Origin of the sequence: Streptomyces sp. NPDC004435 (assembly GCF_042873895.1) — a bacterium.
Lineage (GTDB): Bacteria > Actinomycetota > Actinomycetes > Streptomycetales > Streptomycetaceae > Streptomyces.
In genome coordinates this window covers 22778-41360 of the sequence record NZ_JBIAMB010000016.1, presented here as the reverse complement: position 1 = coordinate 41360, position 18583 = coordinate 22778, and the positions used below count along the sequence as shown (strand labels likewise).

General features: G+C 68.4%; 12 protein-coding genes. 7 read left to right on the top strand and 5 right to left on the bottom strand.

Annotation, left to right across the window (positions count from 1 at the left end):
- Positions 1 to 87: 87 nt before the first annotated feature.
- The 5 genes from ACFYT9_RS26725 to ACFYT9_RS26705 form a co-directional block, all read right to left on the bottom strand.
- Positions 88 to 1188, bottom strand: a complete 1101-nt coding sequence (locus ACFYT9_RS26725) for a hypothetical protein (protein WP_389168028.1) — start codon at positions 1186 to 1188, stop codon at positions 88 to 90.
- Positions 1185 to 5831 carry a hypothetical protein gene (locus ACFYT9_RS26720; RefSeq protein ID WP_389168026.1) on the bottom strand — a complete coding sequence of 1549 codons (4647 nt, stop codon included), beginning with the start codon at positions 5829 to 5831 and terminating at the stop codon, positions 1185 to 1187. Before ACFYT9_RS26720 ends, ACFYT9_RS26725 begins: the two co-directional genes overlap by 4 nt.
- 1 nt (position 5832) lies before the next feature.
- The gene (locus ACFYT9_RS26715; protein ID WP_389168023.1) at positions 5833 to 6597 is read right to left on the bottom strand and encodes a hypothetical protein; all 765 of its coding nucleotides are present in this window, start codon (positions 6595 to 6597) and stop codon (positions 5833 to 5835) included.
- Positions 6594 to 8189: a hypothetical protein gene (locus tag ACFYT9_RS26710; protein WP_389168020.1), complete on the bottom strand. Its 1596-nt coding sequence runs from the start codon at positions 8187 to 8189 to the stop codon at positions 6594 to 6596. The genes ACFYT9_RS26715 and ACFYT9_RS26710 overlap by 4 nt, the downstream gene beginning before the upstream one ends.
- A 415-nt stretch (positions 8190 to 8604) precedes the next feature.
- Positions 8605 to 9150 carry a DUF2971 domain-containing protein gene (locus ACFYT9_RS26705; RefSeq protein WP_389168017.1) on the bottom strand — a complete coding sequence of 182 codons (546 nt, stop codon included), beginning with the start codon at positions 9148 to 9150 and terminating at the stop codon, positions 8605 to 8607.
- A gap of 737 nt (positions 9151 to 9887) precedes the next feature.
- On the opposite strand from ACFYT9_RS26705, the gene ACFYT9_RS26700 reads away from it, so the two are divergent.
- The 7 genes from ACFYT9_RS26700 (at position 9888) to hemC (ending at position 18345) form a co-directional block, all read left to right on the top strand.
- On the top strand, positions 9888 to 14336 hold the full coding sequence (locus tag ACFYT9_RS26700) for a DNRLRE domain-containing protein (protein ID WP_389168014.1): 4449 nt from the start codon (positions 9888 to 9890) through the stop codon (positions 14334 to 14336).
- Positions 14337 to 14505: 169 nt separating this feature from the next.
- The gene (locus tag ACFYT9_RS26695) at positions 14506 to 14994 is read left to right on the top strand and encodes a SigE family RNA polymerase sigma factor (protein ID WP_389168301.1); all 489 of its coding nucleotides are present in this window, start codon (positions 14506 to 14508) and stop codon (positions 14992 to 14994) included.
- Positions 14995 to 14999: 5 nt separating this feature from the next.
- Positions 15000 to 15770, top strand: a complete 771-nt coding sequence (locus ACFYT9_RS26690) for a hypothetical protein (protein ID WP_389168011.1) — start codon at positions 15000 to 15002, stop codon at positions 15768 to 15770.
- A 98-nt stretch (positions 15771 to 15868) separates the two neighbouring features.
- Positions 15869 to 16153 (top strand): hypothetical protein, encoded by a 285-nt coding sequence (locus ACFYT9_RS26685; protein ID WP_389168008.1) that lies wholly within the window; start codon positions 15869 to 15871, stop codon positions 16151 to 16153.
- A gap of 742 nt (positions 16154 to 16895) precedes the next feature.
- Complete coding sequence (locus tag ACFYT9_RS26680) at positions 16896 to 17219, top strand: O-methyltransferase (RefSeq protein WP_389168005.1); 324 nt, start codon at positions 16896 to 16898, stop codon at positions 17217 to 17219.
- A 38-nt stretch (positions 17220 to 17257) separates the two neighbouring features.
- On the top strand, positions 17258 to 17395 hold the full coding sequence (locus ACFYT9_RS26675) for a hypothetical protein (RefSeq protein WP_389168002.1): 138 nt from the start codon (positions 17258 to 17260) through the stop codon (positions 17393 to 17395).
- Positions 17396 to 17412: 17 nt separating this feature from the next.
- Positions 17413 to 18345 (top strand): hydroxymethylbilane synthase, encoded by a 933-nt coding sequence (gene hemC, locus ACFYT9_RS26670; protein WP_389168000.1) that lies wholly within the window; start codon positions 17413 to 17415, stop codon positions 18343 to 18345.
- Positions 18346 to 18583 lie beyond the last annotated feature (238 nt).

The following is an 18583-nucleotide window of genomic DNA, read 5'->3' as shown; positions in this document are numbered from 1 at the left end:
TTCCCGGGCCGGTGCACATCGACGTCAAGACAGTGGGGAATTACGTGACCGTCCACACTCGCTTGAAGTCAGCCGAATCCAGGTGTCTCACGCAGTGGCTGGTGCCTCAGGTCCGGGACGATTTTGCTGCTCCCGCAACTGGGACAGTAGCGCCTGGTCGGGACACAGCAGATGCTCCAGCCGAGGCTTCGGCAGAGCCTCCTGCCGGAGAGCTTTTCCTTGTGCAAGAAGCTCGCAGACGTTGGTAGCCAGAGGCTCGGGCAGCCAGGCTGCCGCTGATCGGATCCGGACTGCGTCCGAGACCGGGACAGCGCGTGGCGATTGGGTTAGGAGTGGGCCGAACAATCCGACCGCCGGAACAAGTGGTGGCAGCCCGGCTGCGCAGGCACGGGCGGCTGCCTGCTGGGCGCACTCGAGGCCGTCGAGGTCAAGATCGGTGTACAGCATCAGGTCCTCGGCGTAGTGGTCGCGTTCCTCGAATGTCTCCAGACACGTGGGGAGGGAGGCGATGAGGTGGTCGCCTTCGCCGTAGGCCAGCCAGCCCACCTCCTGGCGTCTGGGCCAGCTTTTGAGAATGCGACGCAGGCTGGTGAACGCGGCACTGTTCTCGACGATCAGCATCCATGGCGCTGGCCCCAGCTCGTACATCGCCAGCGGTGCGGGGGAGGGAAACGCCCGCAGGTGGTCGGCGATGCTCAGAAAGCCCGCAGTGACCAGACGATGGGAGGCGATGCGGGAGAGCCGTTTCTCATCGCCGTACAACTCGTAGGAGCGTTCCGGGACCGGGACCGGTTCGGCATCCGGGTGGTCGCGCAGGTGGTCATTGATGGGGGAGAGGAGTTCAAGGTCTGCCCGGCTCAGCGGCTGATGCGCGGCAAAGGCAAGCGCCTCTACCCAGGCCCGCGGCCCGGGCCGTCCGGCCCGGGTCGGTCGGAGGGTGAGCCGGTCCACCCAGAAGGGCAGTGGTGGTTCGGCGCTGCGGTCCCAGCCGCGGCCGCGGGCGGCGGGGAGCCGGACAACCCCTGAGCCGGCGAGCTCCGCTGCGGCGCCGGCGAGGATTCGGCGCCGCAGCGGGGAGGTGGAGAGGCTGGAGTCGCCTGCATCGGCGGCTTGGGCCAGCAGGTCGAAGTCGACTCGCTTCACCGTCTGGTCGACGAGGAAGGCAATCATGCGGTCGGCCGGTGTCACTGGTCACCCTCAGTGTCTTCGGCTTCGCTCTCGCTGCTCTGATGCGGGATACCCGGGCCGATGTCCTCCTCGGTGTCCAGGTCGCTGCGGCGGTGCAGACGCGCGGAGGTGATGCCCTCTTCGTGGGCGCGCTGCAGGCCGCGGTTGACGGCGTCCCCGTATCGGTCGGTGATCTGCACGTACTGGGAACGGGTTCGGGCGTCGGATCCGTTGCGCAGGCGGATGATGAGCGGGAACCGTTCCAGGGCGGGCAGGTCGTTGGAGCCCGTGGTGTAGACGAGCTGGATGCCGTGGGCGGCGGCGACCTTGCGCTGCAAACCGATGAACGGCGCGTAGTTCGCCTTCCCAAACGGGTTGTCCAGCACCAGGGTGCCCACACCTCCTGTCGCCTTGCGGCCCTGCTTGGCCGCACGCAGCCGGGCCAGAGTGCAGTACAGCAGGACCGACACGGTGAGCAGTTCGCCGCCGCTGAACTTCTGGATCTGGGTGACCGAGTTGCGCTGTACGACGTCGAGGGACTGTGTCGGCTTGATGATCTTCGCGACGATGTTGCCGCGTCCTCCCAGTGCCGCCAGAACCAGCTCCTTGGTCAGAGTCATGGCATCCGGCAGAGCCGTGGCCTTTGCCGCGGTGCTTCCTGCGACAGCAGCGGTCATCCGGTCGATCTCTGTCGACAGCCGTCGGCTGAGAACTTCGTCGCCGGGCAGGTGGCGGACTTCCAGGCTGAGGAACTGCTGCCCCGACCAGCTTCCCAGTCCCTGAGGCAGGCGGGAGTGGCGGGCCACTTGCTGCAGGTCGTCCAGCACGGTCTTCACCAGCGCGAGACAGGTCTGCACGACCATCAGCTGGTCGTCGGCGAGTTCGGCCAGCTCACCGATGACGACTTTCTCCCGCAGCTCGATCTCCTCGATCAGCTCCGCCAGCCGTGCCGGATAGCCCAGGTCGTTCATCAGCCGCTCCAGCAGCTGTCCTTCGACCACGTCGCGGTGCGTTTGGTCGTGCACGAGGGCGTGGACCCTGCGCACCGACTTCTCCAAGTTCCTGCGTGCACCGTCACGGGCCTGTGCCACGGCATCGACAGCTCTGACCACCACCTGTTCCAAAGCCTCAGCCTGCTCAGGTGACAGCGAAGCCAGCGAGGAGACACTGATCCGCAAAGGCTCAGCGAGACCGCTCAGCAACGCATCAAGATGTGCGGCATCCGCCGTGTCCGGCGCCGTATGGTGCTCCGTGCCACCGTGACGACCGGCCGCGTCCCTCACCCCTTGAGCACACCGGCCGATCCGGTGGGCTGCGCTCTTCGCCTTCTCGACGGCGATGCCCAGGTCTCGAACCCGCAGCTGGTGCTTCTGGCAAGCCTCATGAGCCAGCTCGACCGACCGGGCAGCAGCAGCCTGCGCTGCGAACGCGTCGGCGGCGTCCCGGAAGGGACCCACCCGGTCCGCGTCCGCAGCGCCACAGGGAGGATCGAGCGCCTCCACCCTGGCCGCTGCCGCATCGCGCGCCTGGTCCGCCTTCCTCTGCGCCTCTCGGGCCACGCCACGCCGCTCGACCGCCGCATCGTGGCCGGCCGCCGCCTCTGCCCGCCTGCGGGAACGCTCTTCCACATCACTGGCGTGCGCAGTGCGGGCGAGCCGCTCAGCCATGCCGCACACGTCCGCGGGCTTGCGCGCCAGAGCGCCGGTGAGGGCCATGATTCTCTCGGCGCAGCCCTCCGCCCTCGCCCGCAGTGTGGCATCCCCGATCTCCCCCTGCCAGTCCCGCTGCGCCTGCTCGAAGCGGCTGCGCAAGGTGTCCAGAGGGATCGCCGCCAGCTCGGCCACGCTCAGTGAGTGGCCGCACTCCTCCGGAAGCACCGCACGCAGCCGGATGATCTCCGCAGCATGGCGCTGCTGACGCTCCTCAGCCTGCTGGAGCACCGCACGCACCACGTCCTGGCGGGCCTCGGCTGCCCTGCGGGCCTGCTCATAGCGGCGCATCTCAGCCTTGTGGAGCGGCAGCACCTTGCCGGCCTGCGACATCTCCGCATGGCAGGCCGGTACCACCCGCTCCAGCGTGGAGGCAAACTCCCGTACCCGGGGAAGGAGATCCCTCAGCGTCCCCAGGTGCGCGAGGAGCGCACTGATCTCCGGCCCGAGCAGGTCCGCCTGCTCACGCGCGTCGCGAGCCTGCTCTCTCAGCAGACCCAGCTCCTGCTGCAGCGTGTCGACTTCCTGCTCCAGACGGGCAACGGCCGCCTCAAGAACTGCACGCGGGCCGGCGCCGAAGACATCCACATGAGCCTGGAGACGACGTGCCAGAGCAGCATCCGCGTCCCTGGAACGGACCAGGTCCCGCACCCGCTCCTCCAGCCCCTCCAGCCGATGTTCCAGCCTCAGCTGCTCCCGATCGGCGGCGCCCGGCTCCAGCAGCCCGGGGTGAACCGGCAACACCATCGTGCCCTCATCCGCCTGGGCGATCACCCGCCGGGCCTGGGAGTCATCACTCACAGCGATCACCGATGCCGTGACTCCCGCACGCCGCGCGAGCGCGGCCAGATCCTCGCCGTCAGGAAGCGGCCCCGACACCACCACACCGCCGATCAGATGCGGGGCAGCTGCGATCACCGCCGCGTGCTCGTCGGCACGGAACGCTTCCCGCAGGAACTGCAGCCCCGACACCGCAGGCGCGCCCAGCGCCCGCAGGCGCTCCACCGCCCGCTCGACCTCCGCCGCACCGGGAAGGAAACCGGCCTCCCCCAGGCCGCGGACGGCGCGCTGGTCGTCGGCGGCCTCGACCTGCTCCTGCAGCATCCGGGCATCACAGCACCGACCGGCCTCAGCCAGCAGATCCAGCAAATCCCCGGCGACATCGTCCAGGTCCAGCACCGTTCCGGCCTCGGCACAGGCCAGCTCCAGCAGGCGCGGGCTGGAAGCGAGCTCGCGTCTCTCCGCCTGCAGAGCACTCAGCCGGTCCCACTGCGCGCTATGGCGGTCCTGGACCGTGGCCAGCCGCGCCGTACACGTCGATTGCCGGTCCACAAGAGCGGACAGCACACCTACCGACTCCGCCTGCCGCGCGCGACGGTCCTCCAGGCGCTGCTCGACTCGGGCGACCTCGTCCGTATAGCGGACCAGCGCATCAGCCGGCGCCTCGTCAGGTCCGATCAGCCCGTCCTGACGTGCAGCACCCAGACCTGCTTCCACCGCCGCCAGCTGCTCAGATGCCCGCCGCAGCTGCTCCTTCGCCTGCCACTCACCCTTCTTCGCCCCCGCATGGCCCTTCTCCGCCGCTTTGCGCGCAGCCGTCGCCTCATCGCGGCCGCGGCGGGCTTCAGCAATCTCGACCGCCAGCTGGTCGACCGCGCCGGACAGTCTGTCTCGCAGAGCTGCTCCCGCCGCCTCCATGGATGAGCGCAAAGGAGCCTGCTTCACGTCCTGGAGCTCCAGCAGCTGCCTGAGGCGCTGTTCCTCCTGCCGCTGTGCATCGAGGTCGAGAACTGTGTCCACCAGCTCCCATGCCTGGTGGACGAGTTGCTCCGCGGATGCCTTCTGCTCGCACCGCTCCAGGTCCGTTCCCGCTTCGTCGGCAGCCCATTGCGCGGCCTGTCCGGCCAGTACCACCAGGTGCCGTTCCTCTTGCGCGGCATGCGCCTTGGCATCAGCTTCCGCAGCCTGTTCCGCAGCGGCCTCGGACTCGGCTTGTACCGCTGCATTCCCCAGTGCTTCGGCTCGGGCGGACAGATGCTGTTCCACGCGCAAAGACACTGATACCTGCTGGGTGAGCAGGTCCTGCTTCTCGGCCGCCAGAGCACTGTGCTCGGTGACCGGCTTGAGCGCCAGGAGGGCCGCGGAGAGAAAACCTCGTTCCTTCTCGCGCCCGGGGCGCCGTGCCAGTTTCGATGCCGTCGCCTCCAACGAGGCCCGGACCACGACAGGGTCCCGTGGGTCACACAGCAGATCGATGAGGAAGTTGATGAAATCCTCGCAGGTGGAGAACTGGAACAGCTCCGTGATCCCGCCCTCCTCCCGGTTCATGTCCCGCTGGATCCGCAGCACGGCCGGGTCGAGGCGGAGGTCGGTCAGCAGGGTGCGCCATTCGGTCTGGTCCGGGGCAATGCGCAGGCTCAGCGCACGGTGGGCTTTGCCGTCGGCGGCCAGCTTCTTGAGGAACGCGCTCTGCGTCAGCTGCCCCGCTTCGGAGCGCATCGGCAGGCTCTCCAGATCGAGGATGCCGGGCAGCGGTTTGAAGGAGTACCAGCGGCGGATGAGCAGTTCCCAGCCGGTCTCCACGTCAGCCGGGCGGTGACCGTCCTGCCACTGGTAGACCCCACCCGTGACCAGAGCAGCTCCCCTGCGGGGAAGAGAGGTGTCCTCCCACTCGGCGACGACGTGGGAGACCTTCTGGTCGGGCACGTAGTCGGCCAAAGACTTGCCCTTCTTGTGGCCGATGAAGTCGTTCTTCGCAGGCAGGAAGAGACTGAAGATCAACGACAGCAGGCTCGACTTGCCGCCGCCGTTGCGCAGCCACAGGATCACATCGACAGCGGGCATCGCCCTGCCATCCACATGGCTCGTCCCGCCCGTCAGATCCAGCAGCAGCGATTTGAAGCCCGCCGCCTCATGTCCGACGTTCACCAGCCAAAGACGCCGCAGACGGTGCATCTCACATCTCCTCGGTGTCGGTAGGGGCAGCCATGCCGGCGTCCTGGGCACGCCGGATGTCGCGCAAGGTCACGAACGCCGGCATCGCTGCCGCCTCACTGACCTGCAACCGGAACCGGTGCAGCAACCGGTAGTGCCCGGGGCCGAACTCGGGGGCCGGCAGCGCCATGCCTTGGTGCACCAGCCACTCCAGCGCTTCAGCGATCACACTCTGCGTGCTGGTCTGAGTGACGCCGCGCCTGGCCGCAGTCGGTTTCGCCGGAGGCCGCATGGCATACATCCGCCACACGGCATCGACCGCCGCCTCGGGCACCGGCAAACCGTCCGCGTCCTTCGACGCCTCCCTCAGCTGCTCCACGAGGTGCCGAAGAAAGGCGTCCACCTCGCCGACACTGATGCGCTTGACCGTTTCGTCCTCCAGATCGTGCTCGGTCGGATACACACGAGCCGCGATCGCGATGTGCACGAGCCCGAGGATCAGACGCCGCTCCGCGGACCGCTTCAGATCGTGCTTGATCCGGTAGGTGAACAGGCCCCCGTCCAGGGCGTGCAGAACCAGCCCCTCCTGGGTGTGTGCGGCAATCACCTGCACCCCCAGCCCCTGGCCGATAGCCTCGACCCTGTCCCGGAAGCCTTTGTCCATCCGGTAGCGCTGCAGCAGATCGTGGTAGCGCGCATCGGAGAGCGGTCGCAGCCGCGGCCGGCACCCGTATCGCACCAGTTCCGCAGCGTCCTGCAGGTCATCGCGAGCCGCAACCGTGCTCATGCCACAGCCTCCTCAAGCAGGTCCTCGTCGATCAGACGGTGAGCCGGAACGACGAGCAGATCGCTGCCCCCGTAGCGCCCGCCGTCGAAGCACGCTCCGTCGTCCAGCACCACCAGCTGTTCCCCCAGCAGGTCCGACAGGTCGTGCACGCCGCTCTCCTCGTCCTCGCCTTCGGGGTCCGGGGCGAACGCGCCCAGTACCGTCAGCGCCACGACGTCCGCCACTTCCGCCCCGGAGGACAGCGCGACCGCCAGCAGCTGCGACAGCCTCACGGGGCCGGCCAATGCCGAGGACAGCACCCTGCGAGCCTGCGCGTAGTCGAGATCGCTGTGGCCCGCAGCGTCAGCCGTCAGATCGTCGTCCGTCAGCTCCACGATCTCGTCGTCCTGGAACGTCCCGCCGCTGTCGCGCACCGGCGCCAGCAGCAGGCTCCACCAATCCCGAAGCCGCGGCAGGTGTGTCACGAGCGGCCCGCTCAACGCATCGGTGAACACATCAGTCACCGCGACGGCCTCTGCCGCGCTCAGCTCCAGCAGCGGAGCGAGGACATCGTTTTGCAGAGCCACGCGCGACAACCGGGGGATCGGCCGGAAACGCTGCTGAGCCTGCGAGTGCAGGAACGTCGATCTCGCTCCGACCACCTCTTCGAGCAGCTGCGAGTGCCGGTGATGCGCTCGCTGCAGCAACTGCAGAATGCGCATGCAGGTCAGCAGTACATCGCTTTCCTGGATCCCGTCGCGTGCCGTACGCATCAGCTCGATCAGCCCCTGCTCGGCCCGCTGCCGCTCCAGCAGGTGGCTGCGCGCCGAATCGAGGAGGTCGGGTACATGCTGTCCCCAGTCCACGGCTCGTACGTCGCGTTCGGTCTCGCGCAGCACCATCCGGATTCGCTCCGCGTACGCCAGCGACAGCTTCAGGCTCTCTCCCGCGCTCTCCTCCGCCCTGCCCCACCGCCCTGTGCGTACCTGACGGCGCAGGATCTCGTCCTTTGCCGCCTGGTGGTCCTCCACGTCGACGTCCATCCCCGCCAGCAGCAGGTTGATCGCCGGCACGCTCGCCCGCAGCACCGCCCGGCCGTCCCGTCCGATCTCCTCGCTCAACAAGCGCACCGCCAGCTCCTGCCGGCAGTGCCCTTGCCGGTAGTCGCTGTAGGCGACGGCAAAGTCCATTCCGCCCTGCTGATCATTGAGCAGCTCCCGCAGCACGAACCCGGCCACGGCCTCGTGCTCGGCACAGTCCCGGCCCGGTGCCGCTTCCTGCGCCAGCTCCACCAGGAACTCCACCACCGCTGCGGTGGTCGCCTCCTGCTCCAGCCCCTGCTGGTGCATTACCGCTTCCAGCGCCGCCAGAGCCAGAGTCCGCGGGTCGTACACCCCTGAGGGGAACTGCTGCCAGGCCTGCTTCAGATCCAGGCGGTGCAGTGGGCTCGAACGGGCCAGCACCGCAGAGCGCCTCACGAAGCCGGCGTCGGACACCAGAGGCTTCCATCCCCCCGGATCACCGCGTCCGGGAGCCGCGGCCAGCAACTGCCGCTCCTCACTGTCGAGCAGTCGATCCGCCCCGTCGAGGTCGTCACCCAAGAGAAGAACCACCCTTACATGGCTAAAAGCTCGCTTTTAGGTCGTGCCGAAGAGTCCAGCACCCACCTGTGACAATCACGGCCAAAAAGGGGTAACACTCTCATCACGGTGGCCGACCGCCACAAGGGTGATCTTCACGCCGCCAGGACCCTCTGACCAGGGACGACTCCCGCGTCCCGAATCCCAGGTGCGCGTTCGGAGCCGCCGCGGAATTCCGACGCCCGCCCACGCGCCTCAGCTACCGCCTCGACGCTGCCGACAGCCACCGATTGGCCACGAGCTCGCGCCCTGTCAGAACGACATCACCCGAGGCGAACGCCGGCCGACACGCGCCGCACTGCCCTTCCACGGCTGGGGGGCGCCACCGTTCACAACCGGGGACCAGGCACGCAGGCGGAGCAGCCCGCGGCGCCCGTCCGTCGCTCCTCTACGTTCGGGTAGCTCTCAAGGACCTCCTGGACCATTCGCAGGTTCTGCTCGGGGAACCTGTTGCCCAGAACCACGCCGGTGACGGCGTCGCGGATGTCGATGTAGTCGTAGTCGTCGGACTGGTGAGCAGGACGAGCCGGTACCCGGATTCGTAGGCCCAGTCGCTGTGCTTGCGGAAGGGCAGCGGGTCCTTGTTCTTGGCGGCGTAGGCCCGAGCAGCTGCGTCCGCCCCGAACTCCTTCACCTGGCCGAGGTTGACATCGCTGATGGTGGAGGCCGGGTTCTGCCCGTTCAGATATCGGACCGGCCCGTGGAAGGCGAAGGTCGCTGACTCCGAGTGACGCAGGAAAGACTCGAGGAGTTTGTCCTGGTCCAGTCTGAGGCAGATGCTGGCGTACTTGTCGCCGTAGTGCGACCACAGCGCGAGATGCGACCATCCGCGCGCCGCATCGCGGTTGCGGATGTCCGGGGCCGGGACGAAGTCGCGTGTCAGGCAGCCGACCTTGGTGCGCAGGCGAAGATGCTGGTCGAGATCCTCCAGCACCAACCATCGAACCCGCTCCCGGTGGATCCCGGCCTTGAGCAGGACATGAAGTGCTGCGGTCCGCCGCCCCTGCCCCTTTCACCGCTGAGCGCCAGCGTGTGGCTTCGCTCGCGCAGACGCGTCAGCTTGCTGACGGCCCACGCCGCCTGTCCGGCTCCGGTGGGGCCGGCAGGGTCGACAGAGGCGTATTCGGCGAGGTCCAGCTCGGCCGCTTCGATGCCCACCCCGCGCAGATACTGCCAGCTCCGCGGCACGCCATCGCGGAGAAGTCCGACAGTCACGGTGACCGGCAACGACGGTGGCTGCGGCCCGCACGCCTCATACCCATAGGTCGCGGGCTGTGAGGAGTTCGACTTGACATACTGCATATGAGCACGAGGCAACTCGACTACGTAGCAGGGGAATTGCTGGACGCGACGTGCGTGACTAGACCCAAGCCTGCGCTGCTCCGACATTTGCCGTGCCTCCCCGCGGTCTGGCCCTTGCCGCAGCTTGTCACCGGGTGCCGTGCCGGCCGAGGGCCGACCCAACCGTTCCGCGAGTGGTGACCTCTCGCGTGCCGTGGCCTGGACTGGCCGCATGTCAGGATTCCTCGATTTCTATAGTTGTGAAGATCAAGTGGGGGGATTGTGCAATCGAGGAGAAGTAGTGGACTGCCCGATGAGCAGGGTGTGGGCAGGAGGCGAAGCAACGGCCGGCGTACAGGGCGCATCGTCCTCGCGGTCACTGCGAGCCTGGTGGCGCAGGCATTGATGGCGCCGGGATGGGCTGGGGCCACGGATCCCGCGAGCCCAGCCGGCTCCAGCGCCGATGCCACTGTGCCGGGGCTGGAACCGACGGGGCCCCCGGAAGCGGCGGACGAGAACGCCGCGCGGCTGCTGGCCCGGTTGCAGCAGCGGCGTACCGAAGTACTTGGCGAACGGTCCGAGGACGCGTCGGTCTTCGTGAATCCCGACGGGAGTACGACCGTAGAGGCGTATACCGGCCCGGTACGGATCAAGAACGCTGATGGGCAGTGGGAGGACGTCAACACCGATCTGATCGACACCGGGGCGAACCTCACTCCGGTCGCGGCGCCGGCGCAGGTTCAGATATCCGACGGCGGGTCGGGGGTGCTCGCTTCGGTGAAGGACGGGAAGCATCTGTTCGGGCTGAAGTGGGGTCAGGCCCTTCCCGCCCCTGACATCAACGGGGACACCGCGACCTACGCGCTCGGTCCAGGTCAGTTGATGACGGTTCAGGCGCTGCCGCAGGGCTTCGAGCAGTCGGTCGTGCTCACCGAGCGTCCCGACGAAAAGCTGGAATACCGCTTTCCACTGGCCATGACGGGGCTGAAGCTGTCGCAGGCGGAGAACCGGCACCTGGTCCTGGAGAGCCTCTCCGGTGAGGTGATCGCGGAAGCCTCCGCGCCGATGATGTGGGATTCGAGCATCGACCCGGCGTCGGGCGATCCTGCCCACAGGGCCGAGATCGAGACCCGCCTGGAAACCGCCGCGGACGGCAGCGCGGTGCTGGTACTCGCACCGGACCCCTCGTTCCTCGCCTCGCCTGACGTGACTTACCCGCTGATCCTGGACCCCATCGCCACACTGGCAGCCTCCACCGACACGTGGGTGGCGACCAACTACCCGGATTCCCAGCGCGGTTCCACCGAGCTCAAAGCCGGAACGTACGACGCGGGCACCACCGTCGCCCGCTCCTACCTGAAGTTCGACGTCTCCAGGTTCGCCGGCAAGCACATCACGGACACGAACCTCGCTCTCTACTCCTACTATTCCTCAACCTGTTCCACCAGCGGTTCGGGCGTGCAGGTCCGCCGGATCACGTCCGACTGGGATCCTTCCGCCATCACCTGGGGTGCTCAGCCGGCCACCACTTCCACCGGGTCGGTCACCAACAAGGCCGCCTTGGGATACGGTGCCTCGTGCCCGGCTGGCGTGATGGCGTTCGACACGGACGCGATCGTGCAGGCGTGGGCCGACGGTGCCGCGAACTACGGTTTTCAGGTCCGTGGGGCCAACGAAGGCGACTCGCTGACGTGGCGGCGCTTCCGGTCGGCCAACTACACCGCTGACGCGGACTCGGCCACCGAACCTCACCTGACGGTGACCTACAACACGCCGCCGCCCGTCCCTACCATGGTCTCACCAGCGCCCGGCGACGCGACGAGCGATACCACCCCAGCCCTGTCGGTGAAAATCACCGACGCCGACGGCGGAAATGCCTCGGGCAAGGTCGTTGGTGACGTCCAGATCTGGACCGCGAGCGGGACAGCACCACTCCAGTCCGGCAACACCGGCTGGATCGCCAACGGCACGGCCGGAAGCTGGTCACCCCCGGCCGCGCTGCCTGCCGGTACCTACAAGTGGCGCGCCCGGTCAGGCGACAGCACGGACAACAGCCCGTGGAGCGCCTTCCGCACGATCGTCATCGACTCCACGGCCCCGGCCGCGCCGACGGTGACGAGCACGAGCCACCCGGCACAGTCCGCCTGGTACGCGTCCAAGGACTTCACAGGATCCGCCACCGCCGCGGACACCAGTGGCATCGAGGGCTACGCGGTGATCGTCGACCGGTCCGCGACGACCACGCCGGCGACCACGATCACCCAGACGGGGACCGCCGTGTCCAAGACGGGCCTCGCCGACGGCACCTGGTACGTCCACACGCGGGCCAAGGACAACGCCGGACTGTGGTCCGCGGCGACGCACTTCGCGGTCCGCGTGGACACCACCGCCCCGGGAACCCCCCTGGCCGTCGCTTCCAGCACGCACCCGCTGGGCACGTCCGTCTACGCCTCGAAGAACGCGTCATTCAGTTGGACGGCCCCGTCCGACACCTCCGGCGCGGCCGGATACGCCGTCGTGGTGGACCAGTCGGCCGCCACGGTCCCGCCGACCACGAGTACGTACGTCACCACCACGACGTACAGTGCCACCGTCGCCGGCAACGGCACGTGGTACCTCCACCTCCGTGCGCGCGACAAGGCGGGCAACTGGGGAACTTCAGCGGCTCACTTCAAGTTCGCGGTCGACACAACCCTGCCTCCGACCCCGACAATCACCTCGTCCAGCCACGCCGACCAGAGCAACGCCTACGCAAACGGATCCTTCACCGCGAACTGGACCGCGCCGGCGGCGGACACGGCCGGGTTCAGCCTGACCGTGGACAGCTCCGCCGGCACGACACCCGACACCACGGTCGACACCACCGGCACGAGCCATGCCGTCACCATGAGTGACGGCACGTGGTACCTTCACCTGCGCGCGGTGGACAACGCTGGAAACTGGGGCGCCCCCACGCACTTCCGCTTCACTGTCGACACCACAGCGCCCATGGCCCCGCAGGTCGGTTCGGCCGACTTCCCCCAGGACACATGGGTAGACGGTCCGGGAAACGCGGGCACCTTCACCATCGCTCCATCCGGTTCCGACGTCTCGGTGGTGCGGTACCGCATCGACGACGAGATCGGTAACGAAGGCGACGAGGAGCGGACGCTCGGCACGGACGGCAGCCCGACCACACTCACCTACATCCCAGTGGGCGACGGCGAGCACACGCTGACCGTGACGTCGGTCGACGGTGCCGGCAACGTCTCCGCCGAACGATCCTGGCGCTTCTTCGTGGGCAGCGCGGAGATCATCTCGCTCAGCGATGCCGATGTCGTCAGCGGCGCCGTCGAGCTCGCCGCCGTGGCGCCGGTCGACGCCACCGCCGTCACCTTCCGCTATCGCGCCGGCAGTGTCGGCGACTGGACTACCGTCCCCGCCTCCGATGTCGCCGACAGCAACGGCGCACCGGTGACATGGCCTCAGAGCATGGCCGAAGGGATGTCCGACAAGCTGACGTGGAACATCGCGGCCGGTACGCAGGACGGCCCGCTCGAGATCGCCGCCGAGTTCGTGGGTACCGGTGCTCTGCCCGGCTCCCGGTCCACGACGATCACGCTCGATCGCGCAGCCGTCCAGCCGCCTGAAGTTGACGCGCCACTGGACGACTTCATCCAGAACGAAGGCGCCGACCGCCTCGACCGCCAGCGAACCCTGGACGACTTCAGGGCATGGATCAACGACCTGCCCGACGTCGAAGCGAACGGCTTCGTGGGAACGGTCCATGACGCCGATGCCCTCTCGGTCGTTTTGCTCTGGCACGGCGACTCCGCGCAGCGCACGCACATCGCGCAGGAGGCAGCCACTCGCGGCATCACCCTGACCGTCGAACAGCGCAACCACGACGCGGCCCAGCTGGACGGCGCGATGGACGCGGCGTTCGCACAGGCCGAGGCAGGTACCTGGGCGGGCTTCCAGATCGCATACATCGCCGGAGTCACTCCGGACTTCGACGGAATCGAAGTCCACGGCGCCTACACCAACACCGTGGCCGAGCCTGCCACGAGCGAGCCGGCTGAGGGAGGCACCGGCGAGTCCGGAGCCGAGACCGGCGCGCCGCCGCTCTCTCCGGGCGAGATCAACGGCGTACCTGTCAAGATCATTCCGGACACCGAGGCGGAGACTGCAGCCACCCGCTCCAGCGACTACGCGCCGTTTAACGCAGGCGGACTGATGTACAGCCCCAAGTGGGACACCTACTGCTCGACAGGCTTCTCCATCAAGATCTCCGGAAGGGCCTACGTCACCACCGCCCGCCACTGCTACGCCCAGGACTACCGAGCGGCTAAGGGAAGGGCCGCGTACGGCACGGGCGTGCGCAACGCCGGTGGCGGATCGCGCGTCCTGTCCGCCAAGGGATCGGCGCTGATGTTTGACGGCGCCTGGAACAACCGGTCGGGGTACAACAAGCGCGTCGTCGGTTACGACGACCTCGGCATCGGCGACAAGGTGTGCACCAGTGGTGCCAACACCGGCGTCCACTGCAACATCAAGGTCGACAAGATGAGGGTCCGGTTCGACGACAGGATGGGGATGGGGACCTTCGACACCATCCATGGGACCCAGCTGTCGTCGAACCAGATCGCCGTGAGGCAGGGAGACAGCGGCGGTCCTGTACTCACCTTGGCCGGAGACGGCAAGGTGTACGCGGCAGGCATGATCCAAGGCGTCGACAAGTTCGTCGGCAGCTGCGGGCCTTCGGCTATCAACCGGGGAATGTGCGGCAAGGGCGTGCTCTTCAGCTCGATGCGCACCGTCGTGAGGTCGATCTCCGGCGCCTCGCTGGTCACGTGGTGAGCCACCGCACCGGTGTGACCGCCGACTGACCGGATGTCCGAAGCGTGGTCCCCGGCTGCCTGAACAGGCGGCCGGGGACCACGCCATTTCGTCACTGCACAAAATCGCCCTCACATGACGTCTAGAGAGTGGAACGCCGTCGTGGGCGGCGCGAACAAGGAGGCATCCCATCAAGACGCTTGAGGAGTTCCTCGGCGCGCACTTGCCGGAGCTCGGCCGCTTCGCCGGGGCTTTGACCGGAGATCCGCATCTGGCCGAGGACGTACTCTCGGACGCGCTGGTCGTGGTGGTGTCGCGCTGGCGGCGGATCTCCCGGACCGAGCACCCGCTGGCATACGTACGCAGGATCGTGGTCAACACCTATCTGTCGGACCGCCGCAAGGCAGCACGACGCCGTACCGAACCTGTCCGGGAGGCGGACGTCCTCGACCGACCCGTGCCGGACGGTGGTGACGACTTGGTCCGCCGGGACCAGGTGGCGAGGCTCCTCGCGCTGTTGCCCCCGCGTCAAAGGGCGGCGGTCTGCCTGCACTACCTGTACGACATGGACGACCGGCAGATCGCCGAGCTCATCGGCTGTTCGCCGGCCACGGTCCGGTCCCACCTCTCCCAGGCCCGCGCCGCCATGCGGCTCGCGTCCACAGCAGACAGGAGCTGACGCACATGAATCCACTCGACGACAAGGCCGTCCTCGCGTCGCTGGCGGCCGCCTCCGCCCCCGAACCGGATCGGGTACTGGCGGCCCTGCGGCGGAAGCGGACCCGACGGCTCCGACGGAGGGCCGCGGTCACCGCCGGCGCACTGGCGCTCGTCACAGCGGGCTTCGCCCTCACCCATGGCATTCCGGGCCTGCGCGACGCACAAGAACCGCCGGCCGTAGCCCTCGGGGGGAGCGTGTGCGGGGACACGCCGTGGGAGCAGCACTTTTCCTACGCCCGGGAGATCGGCGGCTCGTTCGTCGTGGCCAAGGGCACCCTTACGGGACGCGACCACACCATGGAACGCACCGGGGAGCGGATGTACGAGATGCGCCTCTCCGGCATCCGCACCTTCTTCGGCCCCGCTGTCGCCGAAGGGGCTCTCGTCTGGATCCCCAGCGCGACGACCCGCGCCGGAGGCATCATGGGGCAGCCCGCTGGATCGCTCTGGGCGACCGACGGATCCCTCATGGCCTTCCTGAACCCCGACCCGGGCGCCCGGGAGGAGCTTCCCCGCCCCTTCGCGAGAATCGCCCCGGTGATCGGCGACCGGCTCGTCACCAGCGCGGCGGGTTGCTGGGCGCCGGGAGGACTCGCCTCCGAGCCGTACACCGCCGAACTGGCCGAGATCCCGGGCAGCGACTCCTACCAACGCGCAGCCGTCACCGGCATCGAATCGATCTCCCTGAAGAAAGTGGAACGCATTGCCCGGCATACGGCTGGAGCGAGCCGCTGACCTGGAGGAGCCCTGCTCGCGTCGGAACCCAACGAAGGGGCATCCTCGTACAGGCGGGGAATAGGGGCCGCCAGCCATGAGCCCTTGAGCGGGACTGGGTGCGCCGCTCCCAGCAGGTGGCCGCTGCGGCTGTACCGCTGCCTGAGGACATCGCCCGATTCATCTCTGCGATCCGCGAACGTCTGGGCGCAGCCGAGGCCTCCGACTCGCTGACCGCCCTGCGCATCATCATCGCCCTGGACACGGTCATCGGGATTGACGCCGCATACATTACCCGCGCCGCCATGGCCAAGCACACCGGCAAGGAGATCGCCGACGCGCTTGGCAGCACCCCGAAGGCCCTCGCGGCCCGCCTGCGGCGGTATGACAGCGCCCTGTTGTGAACAAGGACGGGCGCCGGCCCCGCTCGGGGGATTCGGGGACCGGAGCCGACCTTGAGGGGTAGCGGTCCTGTGCGCCACCTCACAGCGACCCTAGAGGCTTCGGAGGACGGACGCAGACTCTGATGGGCCACCAGGAGACGTGGTGAAGCCAGCAACGGAGCCTCGCGACTGATCACCCAGGTTCGGGACGCCACTGCCCCGTCCGGTCGGGAAGCCTGGGACGAACTTGCGTGCCGGACTTGCCGACTGCCTCCGATCGCGAACAGACGGTCCCCGCCGTCGTTGGCGAGGACCCATGCGATCGAGTGCCGTGCCGTACGGTGGCGTGGCGGTGGAGTTGGCACAAAGATCTCCCTGGACCCCGAGTAGGAAGCGAAGCTGCGCATCGAGCCGGTGATCGACCGCCTCAACGCGCGCTGGCGGGGCTCCGTGGTTCCGCTCCGCGGGCGCGTACCGAAACGCCTCCTGACACCCGCGTGGGAGCCCCGGGCGCCGCGCGGCCCCTCGATGGCGGGCAGCCACAGGGAAGGCGGGGGGCGAGTTCTCCCGAGGCTCCGGTGCCCGCCGTCGGCGCACAGGTGTGCAGTTTCACTGCTCGTGAGGGCCGGCGCGAACCAGATCCTCACCTTCGCCGCCGAGACCGTCGCCGCCCATCTGGAGGCCTGCCATACGTGACGTCCCCCACCAGCGCCCGCCGCAGCTCGACGCGATCCTCGAAGACGCCGCCCACGCAGGCTTCGCCATGTCCTGCGAAGACCGCACCGGCAGCCTCTTGGCCACCCTCGCCGCCTCGAAGCCGGACGGCCACTTCCTGGAGCTTGGCACCGGCGTCGGTGCCGGCGCCGCGTGGCCGGCTTCCGGCATGCCCCCCGGAGCCCGCCTTGTCACCGTAGAGGCCAACACGGTCGTGCAGGCCATCGCCTGCCACCACCTGGCCGACGACGCCCGGATCGAATTCGTCCACGCGGTCGCGGACGACTGGCTCACACCCAGGCGGACGGCCTGTTCGACTTCGCGTACGTCGACTGCCGGCCCGGGAAGTACCTCCGGCTGCCCGATCTCCTGACCCTGCTCAAGCCCGGCGCCCTGTACGTCGTGGACGACATGCTGCCCCAAGCGACGTGGCCGGACGACCATCAGCCCCGGGTGGACGCCTTCCTCGAAGGACTGCCCGAGGTCACCAACTGGCTTGCCACGCCCATGAGCTGGGCCTCGGGCCTGGTGGTCGCCGCCAGAATCTGACGGTCTATCGTGCGTACATGGCTCCTGATCTGATCCGCATCGTCTCCCGTGATTCGCCGATGGCTCTCGCCCAGGTGGAGCGTGTCCGTGCCGAGCTGGCCGCGCTCCACCTGGACGTGGAGACCACCGTCCTGCCGGTGAAGACGACCGGTGACAAGTGGATGGGCGACCTGTCCCAGGTCGAGGGGAAGGGCGCCTTCACCAAGGAGGTCGACACCGCGCTCCTCGCCGGTGAGGCCGACCTCGCCGTGCACTGCGTAAAGGACGTCCCGGCAGACCGGCCCCTCCCAGCCGGCACCACCTTCGCCGCCTTCCTCAAGCGCGACGACATCCGCGACGCCCTCATCCACCCGGGCGGCCTCACCCTCGACCAGCTGCCCGCCGGCACCCGGATCGGCACCTCCTCCGTCCGCCGCATCGCCCAGCTCGCCGCCTCCCACCCGCACCTGGACTGCGTCCCCATGCGCGGGAACGCCAACAAGCGCCTCGCGAAGCTGGAGGCCGGAGAGGCCGACGCCCTGCTCCTGGCCGTCGCCGGCCTGGAGCGCATCGGCCGCACCGACGTCATTACCGAGACTCTCCCGGTCGACGTCATGATCCCGCCCATCGGCGCCGGCGTTCTCGCGCTCCAGTGCCGCGAGGGCGACACCGGCCTCATCGACCTCGTCAGCGGCCTCGGCGACCACGACGCCTACCGGGAGACCCAGGCCGAGCGAATGTTCCTCCACGTCCTCCAAGGGCACTGCAACTCCCCGATCGCGGGGTACGCCCGGGTCGAGCGCAACGGCGAGCTGTCGCTGCGGGCCACCGTGTTCTCGCCCGACGGCAAGGTCATGCTCCACGCCCACGAGTGGGCCGGCCGCCTCGACCCCGCCACCCTCGGAACCTCCGTCGCCGTGGCCCTCCTGCGGCAGGGCGCGCGCGAGCTGATCGACGGCATCGCCCACTGAGCGGCCCACCCGGCCCGCGACCGGGCCCGATCGGCACCGCGAGAACGATGCCCTGACGGGCGTGCAGCGCCCCCTGCCCCCTGCTCTCGGGCAGGAGCCGCCTGTTCGCCCGAGGGGGGCGGGACCCCGACCTGCTTCTGCGGCAGCCCGCTGTGGACGGCTGCTATCGGCAGCCGGCCAGGTTGGTGGCCGTTCTGTAGATCACGTCGCGGACCACGAACAGTGCTTGGTCGCACAT

Bases quoted from the DNA above. Each gene is read 5' to 3' on its own strand.
- ACFYT9_RS26720 (WP_389168026.1), bottom strand. From the start codon at position 5,831: ATGCACCGTCTGCGGCGTCTTTGGCTGGTGAACGTCGGACATGAGGCG.
- ACFYT9_RS26715 (WP_389168023.1), bottom strand. From the start codon at position 6,597: ATGAGCACGGTTGCGGCTCGCGATGACCTGCAGGACGCTGCGGAACTG.
- hemC (WP_389168000.1), top strand. From the start codon at position 17,413: ATGGCTCCTGATCTGATCCGCATCGTCTCCCGTGATTCGCCGATGGCT.
- ACFYT9_RS26690 (WP_389168011.1), top strand. From the start codon at position 15,000: ATGAATCCACTCGACGACAAGGCCGTCCTCGCGTCGCTGGCGGCCGCC.
- ACFYT9_RS26680 (WP_389168005.1), top strand. From the start codon at position 16,896: ATGTCCTGCGAAGACCGCACCGGCAGCCTCTTGGCCACCCTCGCCGCC.
- ACFYT9_RS26675 (WP_389168002.1), top strand. From the start codon at position 17,258: ATGCTGCCCCAAGCGACGTGGCCGGACGACCATCAGCCCCGGGTGGAC.